The organism is Okeania sp. SIO3B5 (assembly GCF_010692555.1).
GTDB lineage: Bacteria > Cyanobacteriota > Cyanobacteriia > Cyanobacteriales > Microcoleaceae > Okeania.
The window spans coordinates 1-21,949 of record NZ_JAAHHG010000137.1; the positions used below are offsets into that span (position 1 = coordinate 1).

Sequence of the window (21,949 nt, forward strand, 5' to 3'; positions counted from 1 at the left end):
TGCCCATAGGGATTGGAACGGCGCTCGTAATATTATGTTGCGAGCTTTGCAGGCAACAGCCATCACTTTGATCGGTGATGCTATACAGATTCAAGGTGAATAGCTTTGAGTAGGTTAAATGTTGCACCTGAAGAATTTTACAATGGTTCTGATGGCGCTGGGGGATTTACAAGTCAGGATGCTTTTTTTAACAATAGCTTTAATTCCACCTTTGGAAGTTGGTCAGGATGGTCTTATTCAAATACCTCTGACACTACAACACCAGGTTTCACAAATCAATATAGTGCCTTTACTGGTACTGGGTTTGGTGGAACGGGAAATTATGGCGTGGCTTTTACCTTTAATCCGGGCGATGCCATGATTGAGCTACCTGATGGTTATTCGGTTGATTCTGTAAGGATTACAAATACAACCTACGCTGCTCTCTCTATGCTGAATGGAGATCAGTTTGGCAAGAAGTTTGGTGGTGTATCTGGCAACGATCCTGACTTCTTTTTGTTGACAATTAATGGTCTGGATGATTCTAATACTTCGGTAGGAAGTGTAGAGTTCTATTTAGCGGATTATCGTTTTGCAGATAACTCCCAAGACTTCATTGTTGATGATTGGAGTTTAGTTGATTTATCGCCTCTCAACGCTGCAACTAAACTTTCCTTCGCACTCACCTCATCTGATAATCACCCTCAGTTTGGGCTAAATACCCCAGCATATTTTGCTTTGGATAATCTGATTTTACACAAATCTGTACCAGAATCTGCTTCAAATCTTGGTTTATTAGTATTCGGTGCTGTTGGCGTTGGTTCAATGTTAAAGCGCAAATAGGATTAATTGCTAGAGTTATGGATCTATAAGCTCTAGGCAAACATATAAGGTAGTAAATTTGGCGTTGGTAATTGGTAGGATGATTTTCTACTAGGGGTGATACCCATCACTTGCTCTGATTAAATATTTAGGGCTTGCTGATTAAATCTAAAAGCATTTACAGATAAAGATTTTAGCCTTTTTGGGTCTTGAAAAAGTACCAGGTTTTTAGCTCTTCATGCTCAAAAAGTTAGGATTTTGGGGTGAGGGAAGCAGAAAAATCACTATTGCTATAATTAACGATCACCTTCTCTATAACTCCCCTAACTCCTGACTCTTAACTATTCCCTATTCCCTATTCCCTGCCTCAGCAAAAAGACTTTTTCAGCAAACCCTATTTAGAGGTATCACAAACAGATTACTTTTAAAGTTTAATCTCTTGATTTACCAACGCTGTAAATGTAATAGTAAGGTGCGTTTTATGTCGCACAGCCAAACGCACCCTACAACTTTCCTACTCCCCCACCACCGGGAGTTTCAATAACAAACACATCACCAGCATTCATCTCCACAGTGGCGGTACTCCCCAATTCTTCAATTTTCCCATCACTGCGTTCTACATAATTTCTTCCTACTAAACCATTACCCCCACCATTCAAACCAGGGGGAGAAATAACCCGATGACCTGATAATATCCCGGCAGTCATCTGCTCCAAAAAACGTATCTTCCGAATTACTCCATTGCCACCTTTATATAAACCTTTGCCTCCACTGTCGGAACGAATGGCAAAATTTTCCAATAATACTGGAAACCGCCATTCCAAAACTTCGGGGTCGGTTAACCGGGAGTTGGTCATGTGAGTATGTACTGCGTCGGTGCCATGAAAGTTAATACCTGCACCGGAACCTCCACAAATGGTTTCATAATATTGATATTTACTATTGCCAAAGGTGAAATTATTCATTGTTCCTTGGGAGGATGCCATTATTCCTAAAGCATTGTATAGAGTGTCGGCGATAGTTTGAGAAGTTTCGACATTTCCAGCGACAATAGCTGCGGGATATTTGGGGTCTAACATACTACCTTCGGGGATAATAATTTCTAATGGTTTGAGACAACCTGCATTGAGGGGAATATCATCATCAACTAGGGTACGAAAGACATATAAAACTGCTGCTTTGCATACTGCGCTTGGTGCGTTGAAGTTTGTGGAAAGTTGGGGAGATGTTCCTGTAAAGTCTATTTTTGCACTGAGATTTTTTTGATCGAGACTGACAGAAACTTGAATTTTATTGCCGTCATCGAAGGTGGATGTGGAATTTTGTTTGTTGAGTGATGAAGAGAGTTTTTTGATGGCTTGCCGTACTGATGTTTCAGCGTTATTTTGCACAAATTTCATGTAGATCTGTACGGTTTCTAAGCCATACTTTTCTGTCATTTTCTGAAGTTCTTGTGTACCTTTTTCATTTGCTGCTATTTGTGCTTGGAGGTCGGCAATATTTTGACTGGTGTTTCTGGCAGGATATTTGCCGGAGGTGAGGATGTTTAATATTTCTGTTTCTTGGAATTTTCCGTTTTTGACGAGTTGGAAGTTATCGATTAATATTCCTTCTTCTTCTATTGTTTTACTATGGGGTGGCATGGAACCGGGGGTAATTCCACCTATATCTGCATGATGACCTCGGGAGGCTACATAAAATATGGGAGTTTCTCTTTTTTCTGTCTTTTCAGGGGGGGTTAGGGAAGTAGTTGTTTGATTTTTAGAGATAATATTTTCATTGCTAGAAAGCTGTACAGATTTTAATTGTTGAGTAATAGATTTATCCTCTAAACCAATATTTGTATCGGATAAAGTTTCTTCACTGGAATTAGTTTCAGGAAAAGTATTTGTCTGATTCTCCCAAATTAATTTTTCATTGCTAGAAAGCTGTACAGATTTTAATTGTTGAGTAATAGATTTATCCTCTAAACCAATATTTGTATCGGATAAAGTTTCTTCACTGGAATTAGTTTCAGGAAAAGTATTTGTCTGATTCTCCCAAATTAATTTTTCATTGCCAGGAAACTGTACAGATTTTAATTGTTGAGTAATAGATTTATCCTCTAAACCAATATTTGTATCGGATAAAGTTTCTTCGCCAGGAAACTGTAAAGATTTCAACTTTTGAGTAATAAATTTATCCCCTAAAGCAATCTTTGTATTGAATAAAGTTTCTTCACTGGAATTAGTTTCAGGAAAAATATTTGTCTGATTCTCCCAAATTAATTTTTCATTGCCAGGAAACTGTACAGACTTCAACTTTTGAGTAATAGATTTATCCCCTAAAGCAATATTTGTATCGGATAAAGTTTCTTCAGCCGAATTAGTTTCAGGAAAAATATTTGTCTGATTCTCCCAAATTAATTTTTCATTGCCAGGAAACTGTACAGATTTCAACTTTTGAGTAATAAATTTATCCCCTAAAGCAATATTTGTATCGGATAAAGTTTCTTCAGCCGAATTAGTTTCAGGAAAAATATTTGTCTGATTCTCCCAAATTAATTTTTCATTGCCAGGAAGCTGTATAGACTTCAACTTTTGAGTGATAGATTTATCGCCTAAAATATTTGTATCGGATAAAGTTTCTTCGCCAGGAAGTTGTACAGATTTCAACTTTTGAGTAATAGATTTATCCCCTAAAGTGATTTTTGTATCGGATAAAGTTTCTTCGCCAGGAAACTGTACAGATTTCAATTTTTGAGTGATAGATTTATCGCCTAAAGTGATTTTTGTATCGGATAAAGTTTCTTCACTGGTATTAGTTTCAGGAAAAGTATTTTTCTGATTTTCCCAAATTAATTTTTCATTGCCAGGAAGCTGTACAGATTTTAATTTTTGAGTGATAGATTTATCGTCTAAACCAATATTTGTATCGGATAAAGTTTCTTCACTGGTATTAGTTTCAGGAAAAATATTTGTCTGATTTTCCCAAATTAATTTTTCATTGTCAGAAAGATGTACAGATTTTAATTTTTGAGTGATAGATTTATCGTCTTCCTGTTTTGCAATGACAGGAGAATATTTTATCTGGGAAAGTGAAATATCTTTGGTTTTTTGGGGAGGTGGAAATACGGGGGTAATAACTGTTATGTCTGGTAAATGAGTACCACCGTTATAGGGATTATTTAAAACATAAACGTCTCCTGGTTTGAGGATATCTTTTTTGTCAGAAATTACGGCATTAACACTTTCGCTCATGGAGCCTAAATGTATGGGAATGTGAGGAGCATTGGCAACTAATTGACCGTCTCGATCGAAGATGGCACAGGAAAAGTCTAGTCTTTCTTTGATGTTTACTGAGGAGCCAGTTTTTTGTAATGTAATTCCCATTTGTTCGGCGATCGCTCGAAATAGGTTATTAAATATTTCTAGCATTACTGGGTCTGCTGATGTTGGGATTTTTGTTTGAGATTTTGTGGTTGGTTCTGTTTGATTTTCTGTGGTTTTGTTCTTAGTTAATACGAGGTGGTTTTTGAGGGTTAATTCTGCTTGCCAACCTGGTTCAATAATATTTGTTCCGGTTTTTTCTATGATTAAGGCGGGGCTATTAATTTTTGTTCCTGGTTGTAAGTTTTCTCGTAGATAAATAGGTGTATTTTGCCATTTTCCGGCGGTGTAGATTTTTGTTGTTGTAATTGGAGTTATGGCAGTTTTTTGAGTGGGAGAATTTTCTGTTTCTTCTGGAGTTTCCATTTGTTGAATAAGTTCGAGGGAAACTGCTTCAACTATTAGGGATTTTTCTGCCATGATAAATCCATATCTTTGTTGATGGGCTGTTTCAAATTCGGATTTCATTATAGAGATATTTTCGGCAAAGTCTACGATTAATGTTGAGTCGCTGCCTTGATATTTGATGTGAACTTTCGATAAGGATATTTGATTTTGATTGGAATTTATTTCTTGTTTAGCTTCAGTTTCTAGTGTGACTAAAATTTGTTTAATTTCTGGCAATAATTCTGGAATTAGTATTTTTTCAACTGCCTTTTCTTTCATAACTCGAATATCTGCCAATCCCATGCCATAAGCTGATAAAACTCCGGCATAAGGATGAATAAATATTTGTTTCATTCCCAAAGCATCGGCAATTAAACAAGCGTGTTGACCGCCAGCTCCACCAAAACAACAAAGAGTATATTCTGAAACATCATAACCTTTCTCCAAAGAGATTTTTTTAATCGCATTTGCCATTTTTTCCACAGCTATAGCTAAATATCCACTAGCTACTTCTTCTGGTTTTTTACTATTACCTATTTCTGCTGCTAACTGAGTAAACTTTTCTCGAACAATCTCCAAATTTAAAGGTAAATTTCCATCTTTACCGAAAACTTTCGGAAAAAATTCCGGCTGTATTTTTCCCACCATTACATTACAATCTGTGACAGTTAAAGGTCCGCCTTTTCCATAAGCAGCCGGACCAGGATTTGCTCCAGCAGATTCAGGTCCGACACGATAACGAGCACCATCAAAAAATAAAATTGAACCTCCACCAGCAGCCACAGTATGTATCGACATCATTGGAGTTCGTAGCCTTACCCCTGCAATTTCTGTTTCAAATTCTCGCTCGTATTCTATTGTTTTATTTTCTGCTCCAGCGTAATGAGCAACATCAGTAGAAGTACCACCCATATCGAAACTAATTATCTGATGAAAACCAGCCATTTTACTTGTTTGAACTGCTCCAACAATTCCACCAGCAGGTCCAGATAAAATACTATCTTTACCTTGAAATTTTTGAGCATCTGTTAAACCGCCGTTTGACTGCATAAACATTAATTTAACTGGCTGTCTTTCTGAAATATTGATTGAAATATTTTTGGCAAAATTATTTTCCTTTTCTGTTTCCTGTTCTCCGTTCCCTGTTCCTAATTTATTCAATTGGTTACTTTCTTGGATATTGCTTTTATTTAAAAGTTCTTTGGCAAAATTATTTTCCTTTCCTGTTCCCTGTTCCCTGTTCCCTTTTCCCTTTTTTTCTGGCTGTCTTTCTGAAATATTGCTTAAAATATTTTTGGCAAAATTATTTTCCTTTCCTGTTCCCTGTTCCCTGTTCCCTGTTCCCTTTTTTAAAGAATTACTGACTTGATTGACATATCTTAGTAAAATTGGTGATAAATAAGCATCAACTACAGTAGTATCTCCCCGACTAACTAATTTCATTAAAGGGCTAACTTCGTGAGATACAGATATTTGAGTAAATCCTATTTCTTGAGCAATTTCTTTAATTTTTTGTTCGTGCTTCGGGTAGCGATAACCGTGCATCAATACAATGGCACAACTTCTAATTCCTGCTGCATAAACTTCTTGAAGTTGAATAGTTAACTCCTTTGTTTGAAGTGGAATAATTTCTTCACCTTTCGCTGTATAACGTTCCTTAACTTCAATAACTTTCTCATACAACATTTCCGGCAAAATAATTTCTCTAGCAAAAATATTTGGTCGGTTTTGATAACCAACTCTTAGAGCATCTTTAAAACCCTTTGTAATAACTAAAACTGTACGGTCGCCCTTCCTTTCTAATAAAGCATTTGTAGCAACAGTAGTACCCATTTTAATCACTTCTATTTCTTCAGAAGAAATAGGTTGATATTGAGGAATTCCTAATATTTCACGAATTCCTTGTACTGGAGCATCTTGGTAGCGATCAGGATTTTCTGATAATAGTTTATGAATAATAATTTGACCGTCCGGAGCTTTAGCAACTATATCAGTAAATGTACCTCCACGGTCTATCCAAAATTGCCAAGAGTTGTTAGTCATAGATGTGTTAGTCATATTAATTTAGAATTTAATAAATTTGAGTGGTTTATAACAGAATATTCAGAGTTATAGCTAATATTTATATAGGTGAGGTAGACTTGATTTTCTTTTCTGTTCGTTAAAACCAGAAATCTTGTATCTAATTCAAGGGATAAAAGCTATAATTGCAAAATTTTAACAGTTTTATCATCTCTTCCACTCACCAAAAATAATTGATCTGAGCTAAACATATCAAGAAGGCAGTCTACATTTTCTGATAGTAGTTTATGAATCATCATTTTACCGAAAAATTGTGCTATAAAGCCTCCTCTTTTAAGGGGATAAAAGCAGTCGTAGCTGAGCTTCCCGTAGGGTGGGATGGCGCAATTCGGAGTGGCTCTGATAAGAGCGGGTTTCCATTCCCTCCGGGACGCTTTTCCGTTAGGAAAGCTTTGCGGTAGCAAACGCCATATCCAATCAACCAAGAGAAGAAAAAATTTTCATTATTAGTCAATCCTATCCGTTTTAAAGGAGAGGTAATTCTAAATTCTAAATTCTTGAACATCTGACTTCTGACTTCATTAAGTGCCACCTAACCCCCAATACCTACCACCTAAAACCTAGTAGTCAATAGTAGTAATAGTTATAGCTTTACTGATTATCATAAATAATGTCATTAAAATATTTATACTTACTAATTCATACCAAATATGATTCATATAAAGATATCCATAATTTTCCCTATTCAGTCATAAATACAGCGCTGGTAAAATTGTTTCATCCCATCGCTATAACATTACTTCTATCAATTAATTTATTATTATTCTTCTTCATGTACCTTCCCTTCATAAATTACCGTTGTTTCTATCTCCATTTTCAAATTTTTATGATTACCTATTTCTCGTATCCATCTCAAAAGCGTATTTGCTAACCTCGCCGCTACTACAGTTCCTTCAAAATTAAAATCAGGATTTTGTAAACCCTTTCTCAACATTTCCTTACCTATATCTGTAATAAAAACTAATACTGCTCTATTTTTTATCTCAATTCTAATTGCTCCTGATTTTTCTAACTCCTCATATACTCCTTGATATTTACCTATTTTTTTACCGTATTTTTTCCTTTTAACTCTAGTAGTTAATTCACTTTTTTTTACTCCTATTGCCGTTTCCCCTTCTCCTCCTAAATCCCATAAAGTAAGTAGCAAACGAGTTTTATTTACATCCTCAACACTTTCTTCTCCAAAACTTTCTTGAGCAGACTCTAAATTAATATTTGTTTCTGCTTCTAAATTCTGATTTTCTGTTGACATTTCCAGATTACCTTATTTTTATGAAACCATCATTGATATCCTCCCGACGTTGCTCTACGAGACAACGCGGGATTCCCATCTATTCAAACAGACTAAGCTGTTCAAACTCAGGGCGGGTTGACACATCATTGCCATCAACTACTGTTTTACGGGTAGAATTACGTCGGCTCCGTGTCCGTTTATTACCTGTCTCCGAATATCCTCCGGCGACTTCATTGAAAAGTGATAATTGTACAGGATTATCTAATAACTCGGTTTTAACAGTTTTAACTTTGGTTATCGGTTGAGTTACTGTTTCAACAACAGATTGAGTATTTAGAATATTAACTGCTGCATTAACATCCCTATCATGGAAAGTACCACAATTTAAACAAGTCCACTCACGTTTGCGCAGCATTCCGCAGGAAACATTTAATTCTTTCTTGCCTCCTTTAAATCCACAAAAACTACATTTTTGTGATGTCGGCTCCCATCTGTTAATGATTTTAAATTTACGACCATATTTCTCACACTTAGCCTCGGATAAAGTCCTAAATTTTCGCCACCCTAAATCACTGATTGCTTTAGCCAATTTCCGGTTCTTAATCATACCAGAAACGTTCAAATCTTCTAGGACAATTTCGTTGTACTTTTTAGATAAGTTAGTAGAGAGCTTATGTAAAAAATCTGTACGTTTGCGAAGCATTCCGAAGGAAATATCTTTGATTCTGGCATGAAGTTTAGCTACTCTCAATCTAGCTTTTTCTCTACGTTTACTACCCTTTTGTTTTCTCGATAATTTACGTTGAAATTTAGCTAGTTTCTTAAGGTTTTTCTTAAGCGGCTTAGGACTAAATATTTTCTCACCATTACTCAAAGTTGCAAATGTACTAATACCTAAATCAATCCCAATAGAATTATTAGTTTTAGATAAATATTCTGCATTAGTTTCTACAACAAAACTAGCAAAATAACGTCCTGCGCTATCTTTAATTATCGTGACCGAACTAGGATTACTAGCTAATGGTCTTGACCAAATAATTTTAATATTACCTACTTTTGGCAGATAGATTTTATCTTGAAAAACTTGATAATTAGCTCCTACAAATCTAGCAGCTTGTCTAGACTTTCTTGACTTAAATAATGGTGGTTTAACTTTAATTCCTTTACGTTTACCATTACAGCTTTGGAAAAAGTTTCTGTAAGCTTGGTCTAAATCTTTAAGAGACTGTTGTAATGGAGTAGATGCAACTTCCTTTAACCAAATTAATTCCCTTTTCGCTTGGGTTATGAATTGTTTAGTTAAGTCAACATAACTAGGTTTCTTTTGCCCATCAGAATATAGTTGATTACAATATGCTAACGTACTATTCCAAACATACCTGCAACAACCAAATAGTTGATTTAATTTAGTTATTTGTATCTGATTAGGATAAATGCGGTATTTGTATCTAGCTTTCAATATTTTCGACCTATTACTAATACGCTCGTAGTTTTGTTATAGCATGGGTTGGCATTCATCCCGGCGCTCCCTTTCAGGAGAGCGCGGGTCTTCTGCCAACGTTTAGATAAACGCCATTGGGTAGACTCCTATTCTAGTTTCTTAAACCCACCCACAACCAATTAAATGATTGAGCAATTTTAAGTTAATATTGAGCTATCAGAAAATACTCTAATAGCTTATTTTTTATGAACAATCAGAAATGCTTTTAGACAAAAAAAGCTAAATATTCAGCATTTTTTTGTCATCTCTATACTTTGAAACATTTTCTGTTCACAATTAATCAATGCAGAATGTTCTGCATTTGTCAAGTTTACCTCTAATACTTTTCTGACTACCTTACTTCCTAACAAACAAGGAACTTATAAAAAAATATTTTCTAAACTATATTGCTCTTTAAGATAGACACTACAAGGTAAAAGTTGATTTTGATTTTAACAATATTTTGGTCAGGGTACTGCCTAACTTTCCTGCTAAAATAATTACAACGCTTTTCATTTAAGTAGGCTATAAAATTCTTTTGGGTTGGGAGTAGGGAGTAGGATAATGCTTTAGCGACTGTAGTCTATCTATGTGAAAACCGCTATTGAACATAGCAAATACCAACTTTGATGTCGGCAAGGGGTCTCCCCTTATACAAATGTTAACGGGAGGGGAATTGCCGACCAACAAATAAACCGCGTAGCGTCCACTTATAGCTTGCATTGTGGTTTTTTTTGTGTTATTATGATCGACTAAGGAGTAGCGGTAATACGCACCTGATAACAGCACATAGAAAACAAATAGTGAGTATGGGGTTCAATTCATGAAGTTCGCGGTTGGCCCGTGAAAAGGTAAAACTCTTGAGGGTGTGTATCGGAGTACAGAATTGTTCAGTACAAAAAGTTGGTGGGTCTCATCATCTCTGTCTGGTGAGGGTTAAGTGGTTGCACTCCCTGTGAAACAGAAAGCCCTATCCGCGAGGTTGGGAAGCCTACATCATAATCTTTGATTTGATGTAGGAGAACGTCACTAACAGAAGCATAATTCATAGAGTTCTTTGCTTAATTTGGTGCGTTATAATTTTGGCAAAATAATCAGCAGAGGTCTCCTGTTCAAATTTTTAGAAGACCTCTGTCTTTTATGTATTTAAAGCTTCTAGAAAATTTTACTCAAAAAAACTGGGCAGAAGGAAAGACCAAAATTGGTAATTCCCATTTTCTACAATAGAGTCTATATGCTGGTGGAAAAAGTATAGCTATTCAAATTCCACTCAAATTAAAGACCATCAAAACCTTTTTACTAATAGACTTGTTGGAATTATTTCTACTTGAATTCTTCTAACTGATCTAATCGTAACCAAATATTTGGAGTCGGTACTTTGCCGAATTTGACAAAAGCGTAATCTCCTTTTGTATCAACCACTTCTCCCTGACTATCAAATATATAGGGAGGAAACCTTGTGTCACTAGCCTTGGCCTCTAAGCTATTTTCAAGTTTTTCTCGCACAACACGAACTACACTACCTTTTTTAATGTTTGCCATATATTATTTCCATCTTTTACATTTTCTGTTGAAATTCTAATACGGAATGAGATTGAATGACTCGACTTTGAGCCTAACAGTGTAGAATAGAAGCTTCTAAATTTATAGGGGACTACCAAAATTTGGTTTTATCCCAGGAAGATTAAATAGGAGCAGACAAATCTAAGCTTCTATTAGAGTTGTTGGCATTGAGGACAAAAATGAGTAGACCTACCCGCTAGTTTAATTTTCTCTAAAGAAGTACCACAAATTCGACATGGTTGACCAGCACGATTATAAACCCAAGCTACACCACCATAATTACCATTAACTCCCTTAACATTTAGAAAGTTGCTAAATGTTGTACCACCTGCATCTATAGAGTTTTGTAATACTTTGAGTATAGCTAGATGCAGTTGTTCTATTTGAGTTTCCGTCAAATCTTTGCACAGAGTTGTTGGTCTAATACCACTGAGAAATAGCGCTTCATCAGCATAAATATTACCCAACCCAGCAATTGTTGTCTGGTCTAAAAGGGCTGTTTTAATTGGTCTGTGTCTTTTGTCAAGTTTCTTGGTAAGATATTCTGGGGAAAATTCAGGAGAAAATGGTTCAGGACCCAGTTTTTTCAGACCAGTAATAATGTGAGATATTTCTGTTGCGGGTGGTACTCCCCACATCTGGCCAAAAGTGCGTTGATCTACAAACCTTAATTCATCGGTAGGATGACCTCCACTTCCTGAAGAGCGATCGCTAAAAAATATTCTCACTCGCGTGTGCTTATGTAGACTTTCTTCTGGTTTTACCCATAAAAGTTGGCCTGTCATTCGTAGATGTACTCCCAGCCAACCATCTTGGTTTTCTTTAAGCTGTGTAAGTTTTGGAGTTTTTCTATCCCACTTGTAGAGTTGGGCAAGTAAATATTTACCTCGTCTATGCCACCCCATGATCGCTTTTCCCTGCAAACCGCCCAAAAAATCACCCACAGAAACTGGGTGGGCAACTGTGCGTTCTAACAACACTTCCCCACCCACTATTTTTTTATTGAGAGTCAGTTGATTGAGACCTCGTTTTACTATTTCTACTTCTGGCAGTTCTGGCACAGTACTAACTATTTCTCACAGTATTAATTATTATTATAGATACTGTAGAAATTTTTTCTAGTTAAGCATTAATCTGAGACAGTTTTAGCCTATTTTTGTTGGTTTAACTAGAATTGATCAACTGAGGTTTTGCATAGCTCTGGGTCCAAAGAATAGTTTGAGGCTACTTCTTTTTACCTTTGGGAGCTTCTACCTCTACTACTTCTGAGGTACCAAAGTTATTAGTGTTAACGCCAGCTGCACTACCACTAAAACCTGCATAATTTACTTTGTCAAAGCGAACAATAACAGGGTACTTAATCCCACTTTTGTCCACGGAAGCAACTGTACCAATTTCGTTATACCAGTAAGATTCTTTGCGTAAAATCCGAACTTTAGAACCACGTTGAACCATGAATTTTTTTTTCCTTAAAATTTAATAATGGTAAAATCGTCCTCTCATACTATATCTTTTAAGTCTGAGATTTTTTTAAGTTTTGTTGCAACTAATTGAGCCAGGATACTTGAACAAAATGAGCTGGACGACCCCATAAATCTTGAGTTACAGAAATGTTTACCACTCTTAAATTGAAAGGAATAGCAGTTGTTAAATATTTTTGGGCTAAATTACCTAGCTCTGGTGCAACTTGGATCGCTGCTGTAGCTGCAATGCCAAAACCTAAGAGTTGCTCAATTGGTTTCCTAGGCATCAGTGCATTTATACCTACAGCTAATCCTAGAGTGAGAGTCATTGCCACTGATAAATTTGTGCCACATCTAGGATGTACTGCCAAGTTCCATTCTCCAGAAGTAATTCGCTGTAATGCTACTTCTACTGCTTCTTCTAATTGAGATAAATTTACTGAACCATAAAGGTAAAATCCTTGTGGTGTAGACATTCCTCCAATTGATTCTTCAAAGGATGTTGAATTTCCTGAGTTTGCTAATTCACTTAGTACCCAAACTGTAGCGTGTTCTAGAGCATGAACTTGTCTAATTGTCAATATTTCTTTTAAGCCAGGAATAAATTCTAGTTGTTGGAGAAAATCACTATCTTGTGTAGGTTGGGGGGCAAAATTAAAAGGAAATTGCTGATTTTCAAAGGAAGTAGAGGTGCTTGCTTTCATGTTTTTTAATTTGTTTGCTCTTGGCAATTAAATATTTCTACATTTTATTCTTTTCAAGATTTATCTCAACGTTGGTTGAAGACCCGCGCTCTCCCGCAGGGGAGCGGAGAGATGGGAAAACCAATCAATAAGAGCGGTTTTGCAGATAATCTGTTAACATACAAATATTGCTCAGGCCAAAAATCAAGGTGCGCGATTACTGTAACTGTTCAATCAAGTCGCCGAGGGGCACGCCTCCTCCGGAGGAGCTGCGCTAACGGAGAAGTTAAACGGACACGGAGGAAGTGTTAGACTGGCTTGGCCAGCATTTTCCAGCGAGGTGTCAACCCGCCCTGAATCTTTCAAACGGCTTAGTCTGTTTGATTGATGGATGGGAATCGGTGCGCTGTCTCGTAGAGCAGCGTCGGGAGGATGTCAAATACCAATTTTAATTTAACCAGTGAGTTTTTGTGGATATTGAGATAATAGTAACTAGGGACAATTATTACTCCTACCTCCTCTATAATTCCCATTTCTCCTGACTCCTAATCTCACTTATAATACTTTTTCAGCAAACCCTAATTATTTCGCTGCAAAGGTTTCCCGCAGTACTAATAAAATAGCTATTTGTCCATAAGAAGGGGAGTTTCTTTAAATCTGGAAACACCTTTCTGATTTAGGGTTTGCGGAAAAAGTCTTTTTGTTGAGGTAGGAGTCAGGAGACAGGAGACAGGAGACAGGAGTTAGGGGAATGAGCGAAGGGGTAGGAGCTAAGTTTTGTCCCAAGATTGTTCTGCCACAATCATCCCAAAATACTAGCTTTTTTAGCTTTTTAGACCGAAAAGCTTGCACTTTTTTAGACCTAAAAAGGCACTTACCTTTATCTGTAAATACTTTTAGAATTAATCAGCAAGCCCTATTTAGGGGTGATTCGCAAATCACCCCTACTGACTTCTTACCGAAAAATTGGGTTTAAAGCCTCCCCCTTTTAGCTATGCTTTATAAACATCTTTCTTAACATAAAACTTGACAAAAATATCATTTGATGTTTGGAAGTCTGAAAGCTCCTAGTGTCGTTGCGATCGCAATGACAAAAAACAACTTTTAGGAATACACAAGTTAGTCAGTTTGTCAAAGCTTGTAAAACCAACAAAATGCTTGTAAGCTTTTGATAATAGGCATTATCTACTTTTGTAAATAATTTTGCTGATAATGGATAGCCCTTTTAGGGGGACTTTGTGTTATTATCGAAACAGCGCAAAGGTATTCAACCGCTCTAAAAACCTATAGCTACTTAACTGTAGCGTTTGCACCTTGAAAAATAGAGTTATGGGGTTTTGTACAGTAATGCTTGTACATGGAAAGGCTCTAAGCAACAAGTACCAGAGAACCAAAATTTTTGAGGTTTGAACTGTACCGTAGGGCATAGTTCCACAGGCTTTTGGAATAGAGCAAACCCTTGGGGAGAGAACCATCTCTGGGCTAGGTATCGCAAGGTAATTAGTTTAAGTGGACTCAGTGAACCAAGAATCCTGGTTTCAGGATAATCTCCGCGCCTAACCGCCGGAGAGTATGTCAATTCGTGAACAATTCTTTCCCCCTACTCCATACTCCCTCTTTTATAAGAGATATTTACTGTGTTTCTTCTTCTCTTTGACCATTACGGAACACCCCAGGAAATCGTTTTCCTTCAGCATCTATAATAATCCCGACACCATGAGGTATTCCTCCTCTGAATTCTCCTTCATAACGAATGCCATTAGGATATGTACAACTTCCTTTGCCATCTAGTTCTGAATTATAAAAATCTCCTTGACACCGTATACCATCAGCACGAGTAAATACTCCAGGGCCAAAAGGAGAGCCAGCAAAGAAATCTCCCTCATAGCGATCGCCATTAGCATAAATAAACTGACCTTGACCAGTAGGCTGACTACTAATCACATTACTAGATAGATTCTCAACTAAGTTAAATTCTCCAACAAAGCGATCGCCATTGGCAAAAATAATTGTACCCGATCTAATCTGTCCATTTTGGAAGACTCCTGTAACTCTGGAATCATCAGAGAAGATAAAAGTACCCTGTCCATTAGGAAAGCCATTCCGAAACTGTCCTTCGTAGCGATTACGATTAGCATAGACATATACACCACTTCCTTCTGGCCTTCCATTGACAAAATCTCCAGCATAATTATCTCCATTGGGATAATTACATTTAACTCTGCCAGTAGGAGGGTTGCCTTCACAAAAAGGTGCTTCTGTTTGTTCTTGTGCCATTAAGGACTGAGGATGCCACATCAAAATTGTGTATCCCAGGCAAGAAGCTGTTAATATTGCTATTTTTAGTTGTTTTATTGATAGCATCATGGCCAATATTAAGCCTATTTGTTAATTTAAAGAGTTTCTATTATTTTTTGATTCCATTATTATATAGAGTTCTACAGAACTGTGGGATATAGATAATTACCTAAATAACACAGGAGCATGAAAGCCATCGTCTTTTAAGCGATGGATGAAAGGCCTGGAGTCGGATTTTAATCCGATGTATTTTATTTTACCGAAAAGAATAGCTCAATTATGTCAAGAGTATGGAATTATATTTATAGAAACACCAACGCCAGTTATACAAATGTCGCTTCGTTTTTAGATGGTAACAATCTACCTATTTATGGTGAAAAACCCAATGATTGGAAACCGTCACCGAAAAGAATAAAGCGTGGTTTGTATAGAAGTGGTAATAATTGGTTAATTAATGCAGACTGTAAGGTCGCTGCAAATATAATCACAAAAGTAAGCAGAAAGCTAAGGTTAAACTTAAGCCGACTGTGTAGGGGCACAATGAAATTGTCCCCAGAGAATATATCTTTGGTCAGCTAAGAAGAAACGGAGCAACACCGATAAATCCGTGTTCGCATTATCTGCTTAGAATCCCCTCGGCTTTAGCCAGGGGAGCAGTCAATGAAAAGCAACGCTATATATTCAGTCACGAAATTCTGTTTTAAGGTTGAATAAAAAGTCATGCGCAGGGGCGAGTTGCACCTAACAATAAAATACTATCAGGATTTGTCTTGAGTGTGTCTTTCATTCCGAGGAGACCTCGGAATTACACACTCGCTTTTTGAAGATACAAGGGCAAAAGCCTTGCTACTTCTTGGAGCTTCACAGGATGATAATTTTTCTTTGGTTGTGAATAATAGCGTTGGCGGAGCCTAGCGGTAGCTACATCGCTTCTGTATGAGTATATATGGATGTGTTGATGGGGTGAAACATTTTTCGGTGTCACAACTTCTTTGTCTTAGAGCTTCACAGAATGATAAATTTTCTGGTGTTTTGATGGTGTGAGTATTTCTTCTATATATATTCAGTGGCGAAATGCTGTTTCGGCGTTGAATAAAAAGTCATGCTTAGGGTCAAGTTACACCCAATAACAAAATGCTATCATAATTTTTTTGAGGAGACAAGGGGAAATTCCTTGCCGTTTTTTTTGGAGCTTCATAGGATGATAATTTTTCTTTGCTTCTGCATGAGTATATATGGATGTGTTGATGGGGTAAAACATTTTTCGGCATCACAACTTCTTTGTCTTAGAAGTTCACAGAATGATAACTTTTCTGGTGTTTTGATGGCGTGAGTATCTCTTCTATATATATTCAGTCACGAAATGCTGTTTCTGGCGTTGAATAAAAAGTCATGCTTAGGGGCGAGTTGTAACCAATAATAAAATACTATCACCATTTTTTTGAGGAGACAAGGGGAAATTCCTTGCCGTTTTTTTTGGAGCTTCACAGAATGCAGATTAATTATCCGTGTATCCGTGGCCAAATCCTTGTCTAGCAACAACTGCATTGGTAATGATGAAGCCTGTTTATAGGGACACAGCCAAATTCAATAGAGCAAGTCTAATAAATTAGAATAATTTATTTTTTATTACTCTTCAGTTGCTGGCTTACTTCCTACCTCTTTTTGAACTTCCACGCCACTTTGCTCAAACACGACAACTGGGTCAGCTCCTGTCTTAAAGTCCACTCGTTTTACCAATACCTTACCATTAGCTAGTCGTTGTCCAATTTTTACATATCTACTTGTAGGTTCTGTAGGAACCTTTACAATGATCTGCTTTTGATGTCCCACTTGCACAACTCCACTAACCTCTATACCGTCGGCAATAGTAGTATCTGGTGGTGGTGGTGGTGGTGGTGGCGGTGGTGGTGGAAAACCTGGCCCTCGCCACTGAGGAGGTGGGGTTGAGCCTATTGGCAGTTCTGGTAAACCTGGTACTTGTTGAGTAGATGAACTCGGCAACTCTGGAGGTTTTGGTGGAGGTGGTGGCTCTTGAGATTGTGATTGTTGTGTCGTACCTGGAGGGTGAGCTGCAACTGTTGTATTACTATTTTTCCCTGACTGAGTATTGTTTCCTGATGCTGCTTGTCTGTTTGTGTTTTGCAGTGGCTTACTGTTGGCCGTTTGCCTTGATGGAGAGGGTGATTGAGCTGAACTTGAGTTTTGTCCCTTTGTGGTAGATGACTGTTGTGAATTTTGTTGTTGACCAACTTGATTTGAGTCTGTCCCCTGGTTTCTTCTGGCTAGAGTTGAATCTGGTTCCCTCCAAGAGGAAGGAGATTTGGTTTCTGGTAGAGTTGGAATATTTGGTACTTGTTGACTATCTAATTCAGGAAGTTGGGTAGATATAGAATTTCCTGTTTGATTCGATCTTCGACTTGGTACTGGAATAGTTGGTAAATTTGAGAAGGGGTCTCTGGTATCTGGAATGCTTGAAATAGAAGTAGGTGTTTGAGTTTGAACTTCTTGTTGGAGAGATTTTGTTCTTTCATTCGGGTCTGTAGACCTAATTAAATCTTGTGCTGTCTCTGACTTTTGAGGAATATCTGGAGATGGGAAAGGTTCGTCAACAGCAATAATTGGAGAAGGAGATTCTGGAGGATCTATGGAAGTAGGGGAAGTTTCTGGAGTATTGGCAGTAGAACTGTTTCCTCTATTAAAAAATGGTAAAGATTCACATCCACTTATCCAAATCGATAATAACCCCACTCCTAATATTAGTAAAAATTTACGCATTGGTTGTTCCGAAAAGCCTAATATTGTCAAGGGTAGCAAAAATTTAGCAAAATCATACTATGTTTGTGATAAAATTAACAACCCTGTTCTACAAATGAGTTTGTATTTTGTTCAAATGGTGAAGTATTAGATAATGGTCTTCTTCGTCGTCTTTGTTGAGCAACAATTAGACTATCATCGCTAGGCACTATCCTTCTAACATTTTGTCGCCAAGTAGTGGGAGCTGTAGTTTCAGGAAGAGTAGGTAGACCTGGTAATTGTTGGCCTTGTATTTCTGGCAATTGGGCTACGGAAGATTCTTCTGGCGAGAATTCTGGTACTGGTATTTCAGGAACAACAGAAAATGGGTCTCTACCTGTGGGCACAGATATTGTTTCAGAAGGTTGAATTGTAGTATCTTCTTCGTTTCCTAAGTTTTGTTGTAAAATTTTTTCTCTTTCTTCTGGGTCGGTAGATTGGATCAAGTTAGCAACTGTACTGGACTTTTCTGGAACTTCTGCTGATGGAATAGTCGATTGTGATTGTGAATCAGAAGATGGAGCATCTGGAACTTGAGCTAGGATTTGGTTAGAAAAACTTGTAGAATCTGATAATGCCATTAGTTGCGTATCTTCATCATTAAATGCTACAGATTCACCTCTAAATATCCAGGTGGCTAATATTCCTATGCTGACAAAATATAAGACTTTTTTGTTCATTTGAAATTTTATTTATGTTGATAAGTTTTACAATACAATATAAGACAAATTATACCATCACTACTACTTTGGTTACCACATTTTTATGTTTTTTGATCGAACATCAATAACTATAACGTAAAGGTAAGCATTCAGCAGTCAGGCAGCCTCCTATGGTCAGAACTGCGTTATCAGCTATCAGCTATTGCTTTTAGTTTAGGATAAAAGCAATATTTAATTGTCTTACTACAAAATTTGCCTCTCTTGGTCTTAAAGTCTATATTAATTTAAACACTGTCCTGATATGAGAGAGTCCTGTTGCTGATAGCTGACAGCTAATAGCTGAATGCTTACACGTAAAGCTAATATTAATAGTGAACTTGGTATACCAAAATTCCATTCTTAAACAAAAAATCAGGATATTTATCTCAACGTTGGTTGAAGACCCGCGCTCTCCCGCAGGGGAGCGGAGGGATGGGAAAACCAATCAATGTTGCGGTTTTACAAATAGTCTGTTAAAATGTAAATGTGGAAAAGTAAACAATAGATGGTTGAAAAAGCGTACAAATTTAGGTTTTACCCTACTAAGCAGCAGGAAAGTCTGTTGCGGAGGACTTTGGGTTGTGTACGCTTGGTCTACAATAAAGCTTTAGCACAAAGGACTCAAGCTTGGTATGAGAAACAAGAACGGGTAGGGTATAAGCAAACTTCTGCTATGCTTACCAACTGGAAAAAGCAGGAAGATTTAGATTTTCTAAAAGAAGTAAGTAGTGTACCATTACAGCAAGGTTTGAGGCATTTACAGAGTGCCTTCTCTAATTTTTTTAGTGGCCGTGCTAAATACCCAAACTTCAAGAAAAAACGGAATGGTGGTAGTGCTGAGTTCACACTCATCAGCATTTAAGTGGAAAGATGGTCAAGTCTATCTAGCCAAATGTGTTGAACCATTACCTATAAGATGGAGTAGGCAACTACCACAAAACTGTGTACCAACCACAATAACTGTAAAACTTGACCCTTCTGGCAGATGGTCTATATCTTTGAGAGTCAGCGACACTAGAAATTTAAAAATCAAACCAGTACTCAAACAAATAGGTATTGACTTAGGAATTACCAGTTTACTAACTACAAGTGATGGAGAAAAAATTGCCAATCCAAAGAATCTTCAGAAATTACATAAAAAATTGAGGTTAGCAGGGAAGTCTCTATCTAGAAAAACTAAGGGATCTAATAACTATCAAAAAGCTAGGCTGAAATTAGCTAGGATACACGCAAAAATCAAAGATTCAAGGCTTGACTATACCCACAAGCTAACTACTCAGCTAATCAAAGAAAACCAAACGATAGTAGTTGAGGATTTAGCGGTAAAAAACATGGTTAAAAACCATAAGTTAGCAAGGGCAATAAGTGACGCCAACTGGGGGGAATTAGTCAGACAATTAGAATACAAAGCTGAGTGGTATGGGCGGGAATTAATTAAGATTGATAGATATTTTCCTAGTTCTAAACGTTGCTCTAATTGTGGACACATAGTAGAAAAATTACCTCTAAGTATTAGAGAGTGGGATTGCCCAGAGTGTGCAGCTCACCATGACAGGGACATAAACGCTTCGATCAACATTTTGGCTGCGGGACTCGCAGTGTCAGTCTGTGGAGCGACTGTAAGACCTGAAGGGAGTAAATCTCGGAAGGCGGGTGCTATGAAACAGAAAGCCCCTAACAGTGATGTTAAGGAATCCCGCGCTGTCTCGTAGAGCAGCGTCGGGAGGATGTCAATTAGACTACTTTATGTATTTAAAATTTAGGCGTTGCTGAATCAATTTATGATATTTCAGGAGTCAGGTAGGGGAACCGTCGGATTCCCAACGTACAGGAGCTAGGAGATATAAAGGTGTTTTCTTCCTAACTAAAAAGGGAAAATAGGTATGATTTGCACTTTTGTTTTTTGCTCAAAACTTACATGGCGGGGGAGTTTCATACTTAAAATTCGCAAGGCAAAAATTTATCAACTTGAGCGAGTATTAATCTATCAAAAAAATTAAATTATTGAGGATTTATTCGTTTGTAGTGAGTTATATTTTTTCTATATATATGTGCCTTATGAAGCTATTTTTTTTGACCTCCCTTCATGATCAAATTTATACTTATATCAAGCTAATTCAATATTGTAGATTAATATTGAAGTTAACTAGCTATCAGCTATCAACCTAAAAATTTGTGTATAAATAATGGTATCTGTTTGCGGAGCATTCCGGAGTGAAACGCTTTTTAAATTAAGAAATGATTTGAATAATATGGTATTTTGAGCTAAAATTTTCATTGAATTAGTAAAAATCGAGCGGTTTTTAGGTAACAACTATTAGTAAATGATTCAGCATTCAAACTGTATATTCTAAATTGAGACAAAGAAAATAATATTTGGGGAAACTAGAAACAAAGACTCTAAAATCTCAAATCTCAATGGGTATTAGTTTAATTCCGGTTCAAATTTTCCTATCAACTGGAGTTGGAAACAGTTAACTGATGAGCGATCGCTCAATAGTAGAGGTCAATTACAAATCTGTTAAAAATATTTGATAACTGGTAATACTGGTCTACTCATATAGTTTAAGTAGATATTAATTTAGATAAAAATCTACTTAATTGTAGTATCTTGAACTTAATCATTTATAGAACCGAGATTAGGTATCATAAACGTTGTACATAAATAATATAGTCTTATGTAGCCAAACAATGTCAAATATCTTCGTGAATTTGTACAAAAGAGCTACTAAAGATTTAACAAAATTTAATAATCCTTGACCAGATATTTATTTAATGGTATATCTAACCTAGGTTAATCGTTCAAGGCTGAATCACTATCAGAGGTGTGTGAACCGCTCTGTGAGTATAATAAAAAAGTAGTCCCAAATGTCTTTGACCATGGGATAGAGGGTGTTGTAGTTCACCCAGTCAGGGGTAAAGACACAAAGCGAAAACTTATCTAAAGTTCATCAAACTTACTCATTACTATAGCTATAAAACTAAAATAAGCAAGTCTATTCAGTTGTCTATCTATTGAGTCGTTATCAGCTACAATTAAGATATGAAGCTAGTTGAACGTCATGTTATTACCAAATCCCATTATTTGTGGTC

At 36.8% G+C, this 21,949-nt stretch carries 13 protein-coding genes and 2 pseudogenes; 4 read left to right on the forward strand and 11 right to left on the reverse strand.

Annotated elements, in window-relative coordinates:
* Positions 1 to 105 precede the first annotated feature (105 nt).
* Complete coding sequence (locus tag F6K54_RS19020) at positions 106 to 822, forward strand: DUF4465 domain-containing protein (RefSeq protein ID WP_293080454.1); 717 nt, start codon at positions 106 to 108, stop codon at positions 820 to 822.
* 482 nt (positions 823 to 1,304) lie between these two features.
* Here F6K54_RS19020 and F6K54_RS19025 read toward each other — a convergent pair whose 3' ends face one another.
* From F6K54_RS19025 to F6K54_RS19060, 8 genes and pseudogenes are all read right to left on the reverse strand, one after another.
* On the reverse strand, positions 1,305 to 6,599 hold the full coding sequence (locus tag F6K54_RS19025) for a hydantoinase B/oxoprolinase family protein (protein ID WP_366558169.1): 5,295 nt from the start codon (positions 6,597 to 6,599) through the stop codon (positions 1,305 to 1,307).
* A 799-nt stretch (positions 6,600 to 7,398) separates the two neighbouring features.
* Positions 7,399 to 7,890 carry a hypothetical protein gene (locus F6K54_RS19030; protein ID WP_293080459.1) on the reverse strand — a complete coding sequence of 164 codons (492 nt, stop codon included), beginning with the start codon at positions 7,888 to 7,890 and terminating at the stop codon, positions 7,399 to 7,401.
* A gap of 79 nt (positions 7,891 to 7,969) precedes the next feature.
* Positions 7,970 to 9,331 (reverse strand): RNA-guided endonuclease TnpB family protein, encoded by a 1,362-nt coding sequence (locus tag F6K54_RS19035; protein WP_293080462.1) that lies wholly within the window; start codon positions 9,329 to 9,331, stop codon positions 7,970 to 7,972.
* Between the two features lie 1,344 nt (positions 9,332 to 10,675).
* The gene (locus tag F6K54_RS19040) at positions 10,676 to 10,894 is read right to left on the reverse strand and encodes an NAD(P)H-quinone oxidoreductase subunit O (protein ID WP_202223311.1); all 219 of its coding nucleotides are present in this window, start codon (positions 10,892 to 10,894) and stop codon (positions 10,676 to 10,678) included.
* A 173-nt stretch (positions 10,895 to 11,067) separates the two neighbouring features.
* On the reverse strand, positions 11,068 to 11,976 hold the full coding sequence (locus tag F6K54_RS19045) for a DNA-formamidopyrimidine glycosylase (RefSeq protein ID WP_293080467.1): 909 nt from the start codon (positions 11,974 to 11,976) through the stop codon (positions 11,068 to 11,070).
* A 163-nt stretch (positions 11,977 to 12,139) separates the two neighbouring features.
* Positions 12,140 to 12,370, reverse strand: coding sequence for a photosystem I reaction center subunit IV (locus F6K54_RS19050; RefSeq protein ID WP_293080470.1), 231 nt, complete (start codon positions 12,368 to 12,370; stop codon positions 12,140 to 12,142).
* 91 nt (positions 12,371 to 12,461) lie between these two features.
* Positions 12,462 to 13,082 carry a DUF6391 domain-containing protein gene (locus F6K54_RS19055; RefSeq protein WP_293080473.1) on the reverse strand — a complete coding sequence of 207 codons (621 nt, stop codon included), beginning with the start codon at positions 13,080 to 13,082 and terminating at the stop codon, positions 12,462 to 12,464.
* Positions 13,083 to 13,629: 547 nt separating this feature from the next.
* Positions 13,630 to 13,737: pseudogene (locus F6K54_RS19060) on the reverse strand (IS200/IS605 family transposase); the annotation flags it as partial.
* A 75-nt stretch (positions 13,738 to 13,812) separates the two neighbouring features.
* Between F6K54_RS19060 and F6K54_RS19065 the strand changes: the two are divergent.
* Positions 13,813 to 14,037, forward strand: a complete 225-nt coding sequence (locus F6K54_RS19065) for a hypothetical protein (protein WP_293080475.1) — start codon at positions 13,813 to 13,815, stop codon at positions 14,035 to 14,037.
* 656 nt (positions 14,038 to 14,693) lie between these two features.
* On the opposite strand, the gene F6K54_RS19070 is transcribed toward F6K54_RS19065, so the two are convergent.
* Complete coding sequence (locus F6K54_RS19070) at positions 14,694 to 15,428, reverse strand: MORN repeat-containing protein (RefSeq protein ID WP_293080478.1); 735 nt, start codon at positions 15,426 to 15,428, stop codon at positions 14,694 to 14,696.
* Between the two features lie 210 nt (positions 15,429 to 15,638).
* Here F6K54_RS19070 and F6K54_RS19075 point away from each other — a divergent pair, with 210 nt between their 5' ends.
* On the forward strand, positions 15,639 to 15,938 hold the full coding sequence (locus tag F6K54_RS19075) for a hypothetical protein (RefSeq protein ID WP_293080481.1): 300 nt from the start codon (positions 15,639 to 15,641) through the stop codon (positions 15,936 to 15,938).
* Positions 15,939 to 16,988: 1,050 nt separating this feature from the next.
* Here the strand turns inward: F6K54_RS19075 and F6K54_RS19080 are convergent.
* Both F6K54_RS19080 and F6K54_RS19085 read right to left on the reverse strand, forming a co-directional pair.
* Positions 16,989 to 18,137, reverse strand: coding sequence for a hypothetical protein (locus F6K54_RS19080; RefSeq protein WP_293080484.1), 1,149 nt, complete (start codon positions 18,135 to 18,137; stop codon positions 16,989 to 16,991).
* A 74-nt stretch (positions 18,138 to 18,211) separates the two neighbouring features.
* Positions 18,212 to 18,835: a hypothetical protein gene (locus F6K54_RS19085; RefSeq protein WP_293080487.1), complete on the reverse strand. Its 624-nt coding sequence runs from the start codon at positions 18,833 to 18,835 to the stop codon at positions 18,212 to 18,214.
* Between the two features lie 526 nt (positions 18,836 to 19,361).
* Here F6K54_RS19085 and F6K54_RS19090 point away from each other — a divergent pair.
* A pseudogene (locus F6K54_RS19090) lies at positions 19,362 to 20,568 on the forward strand (RNA-guided endonuclease InsQ/TnpB family protein).
* Positions 20,569 to 21,949 lie beyond the last annotated feature (1,381 nt).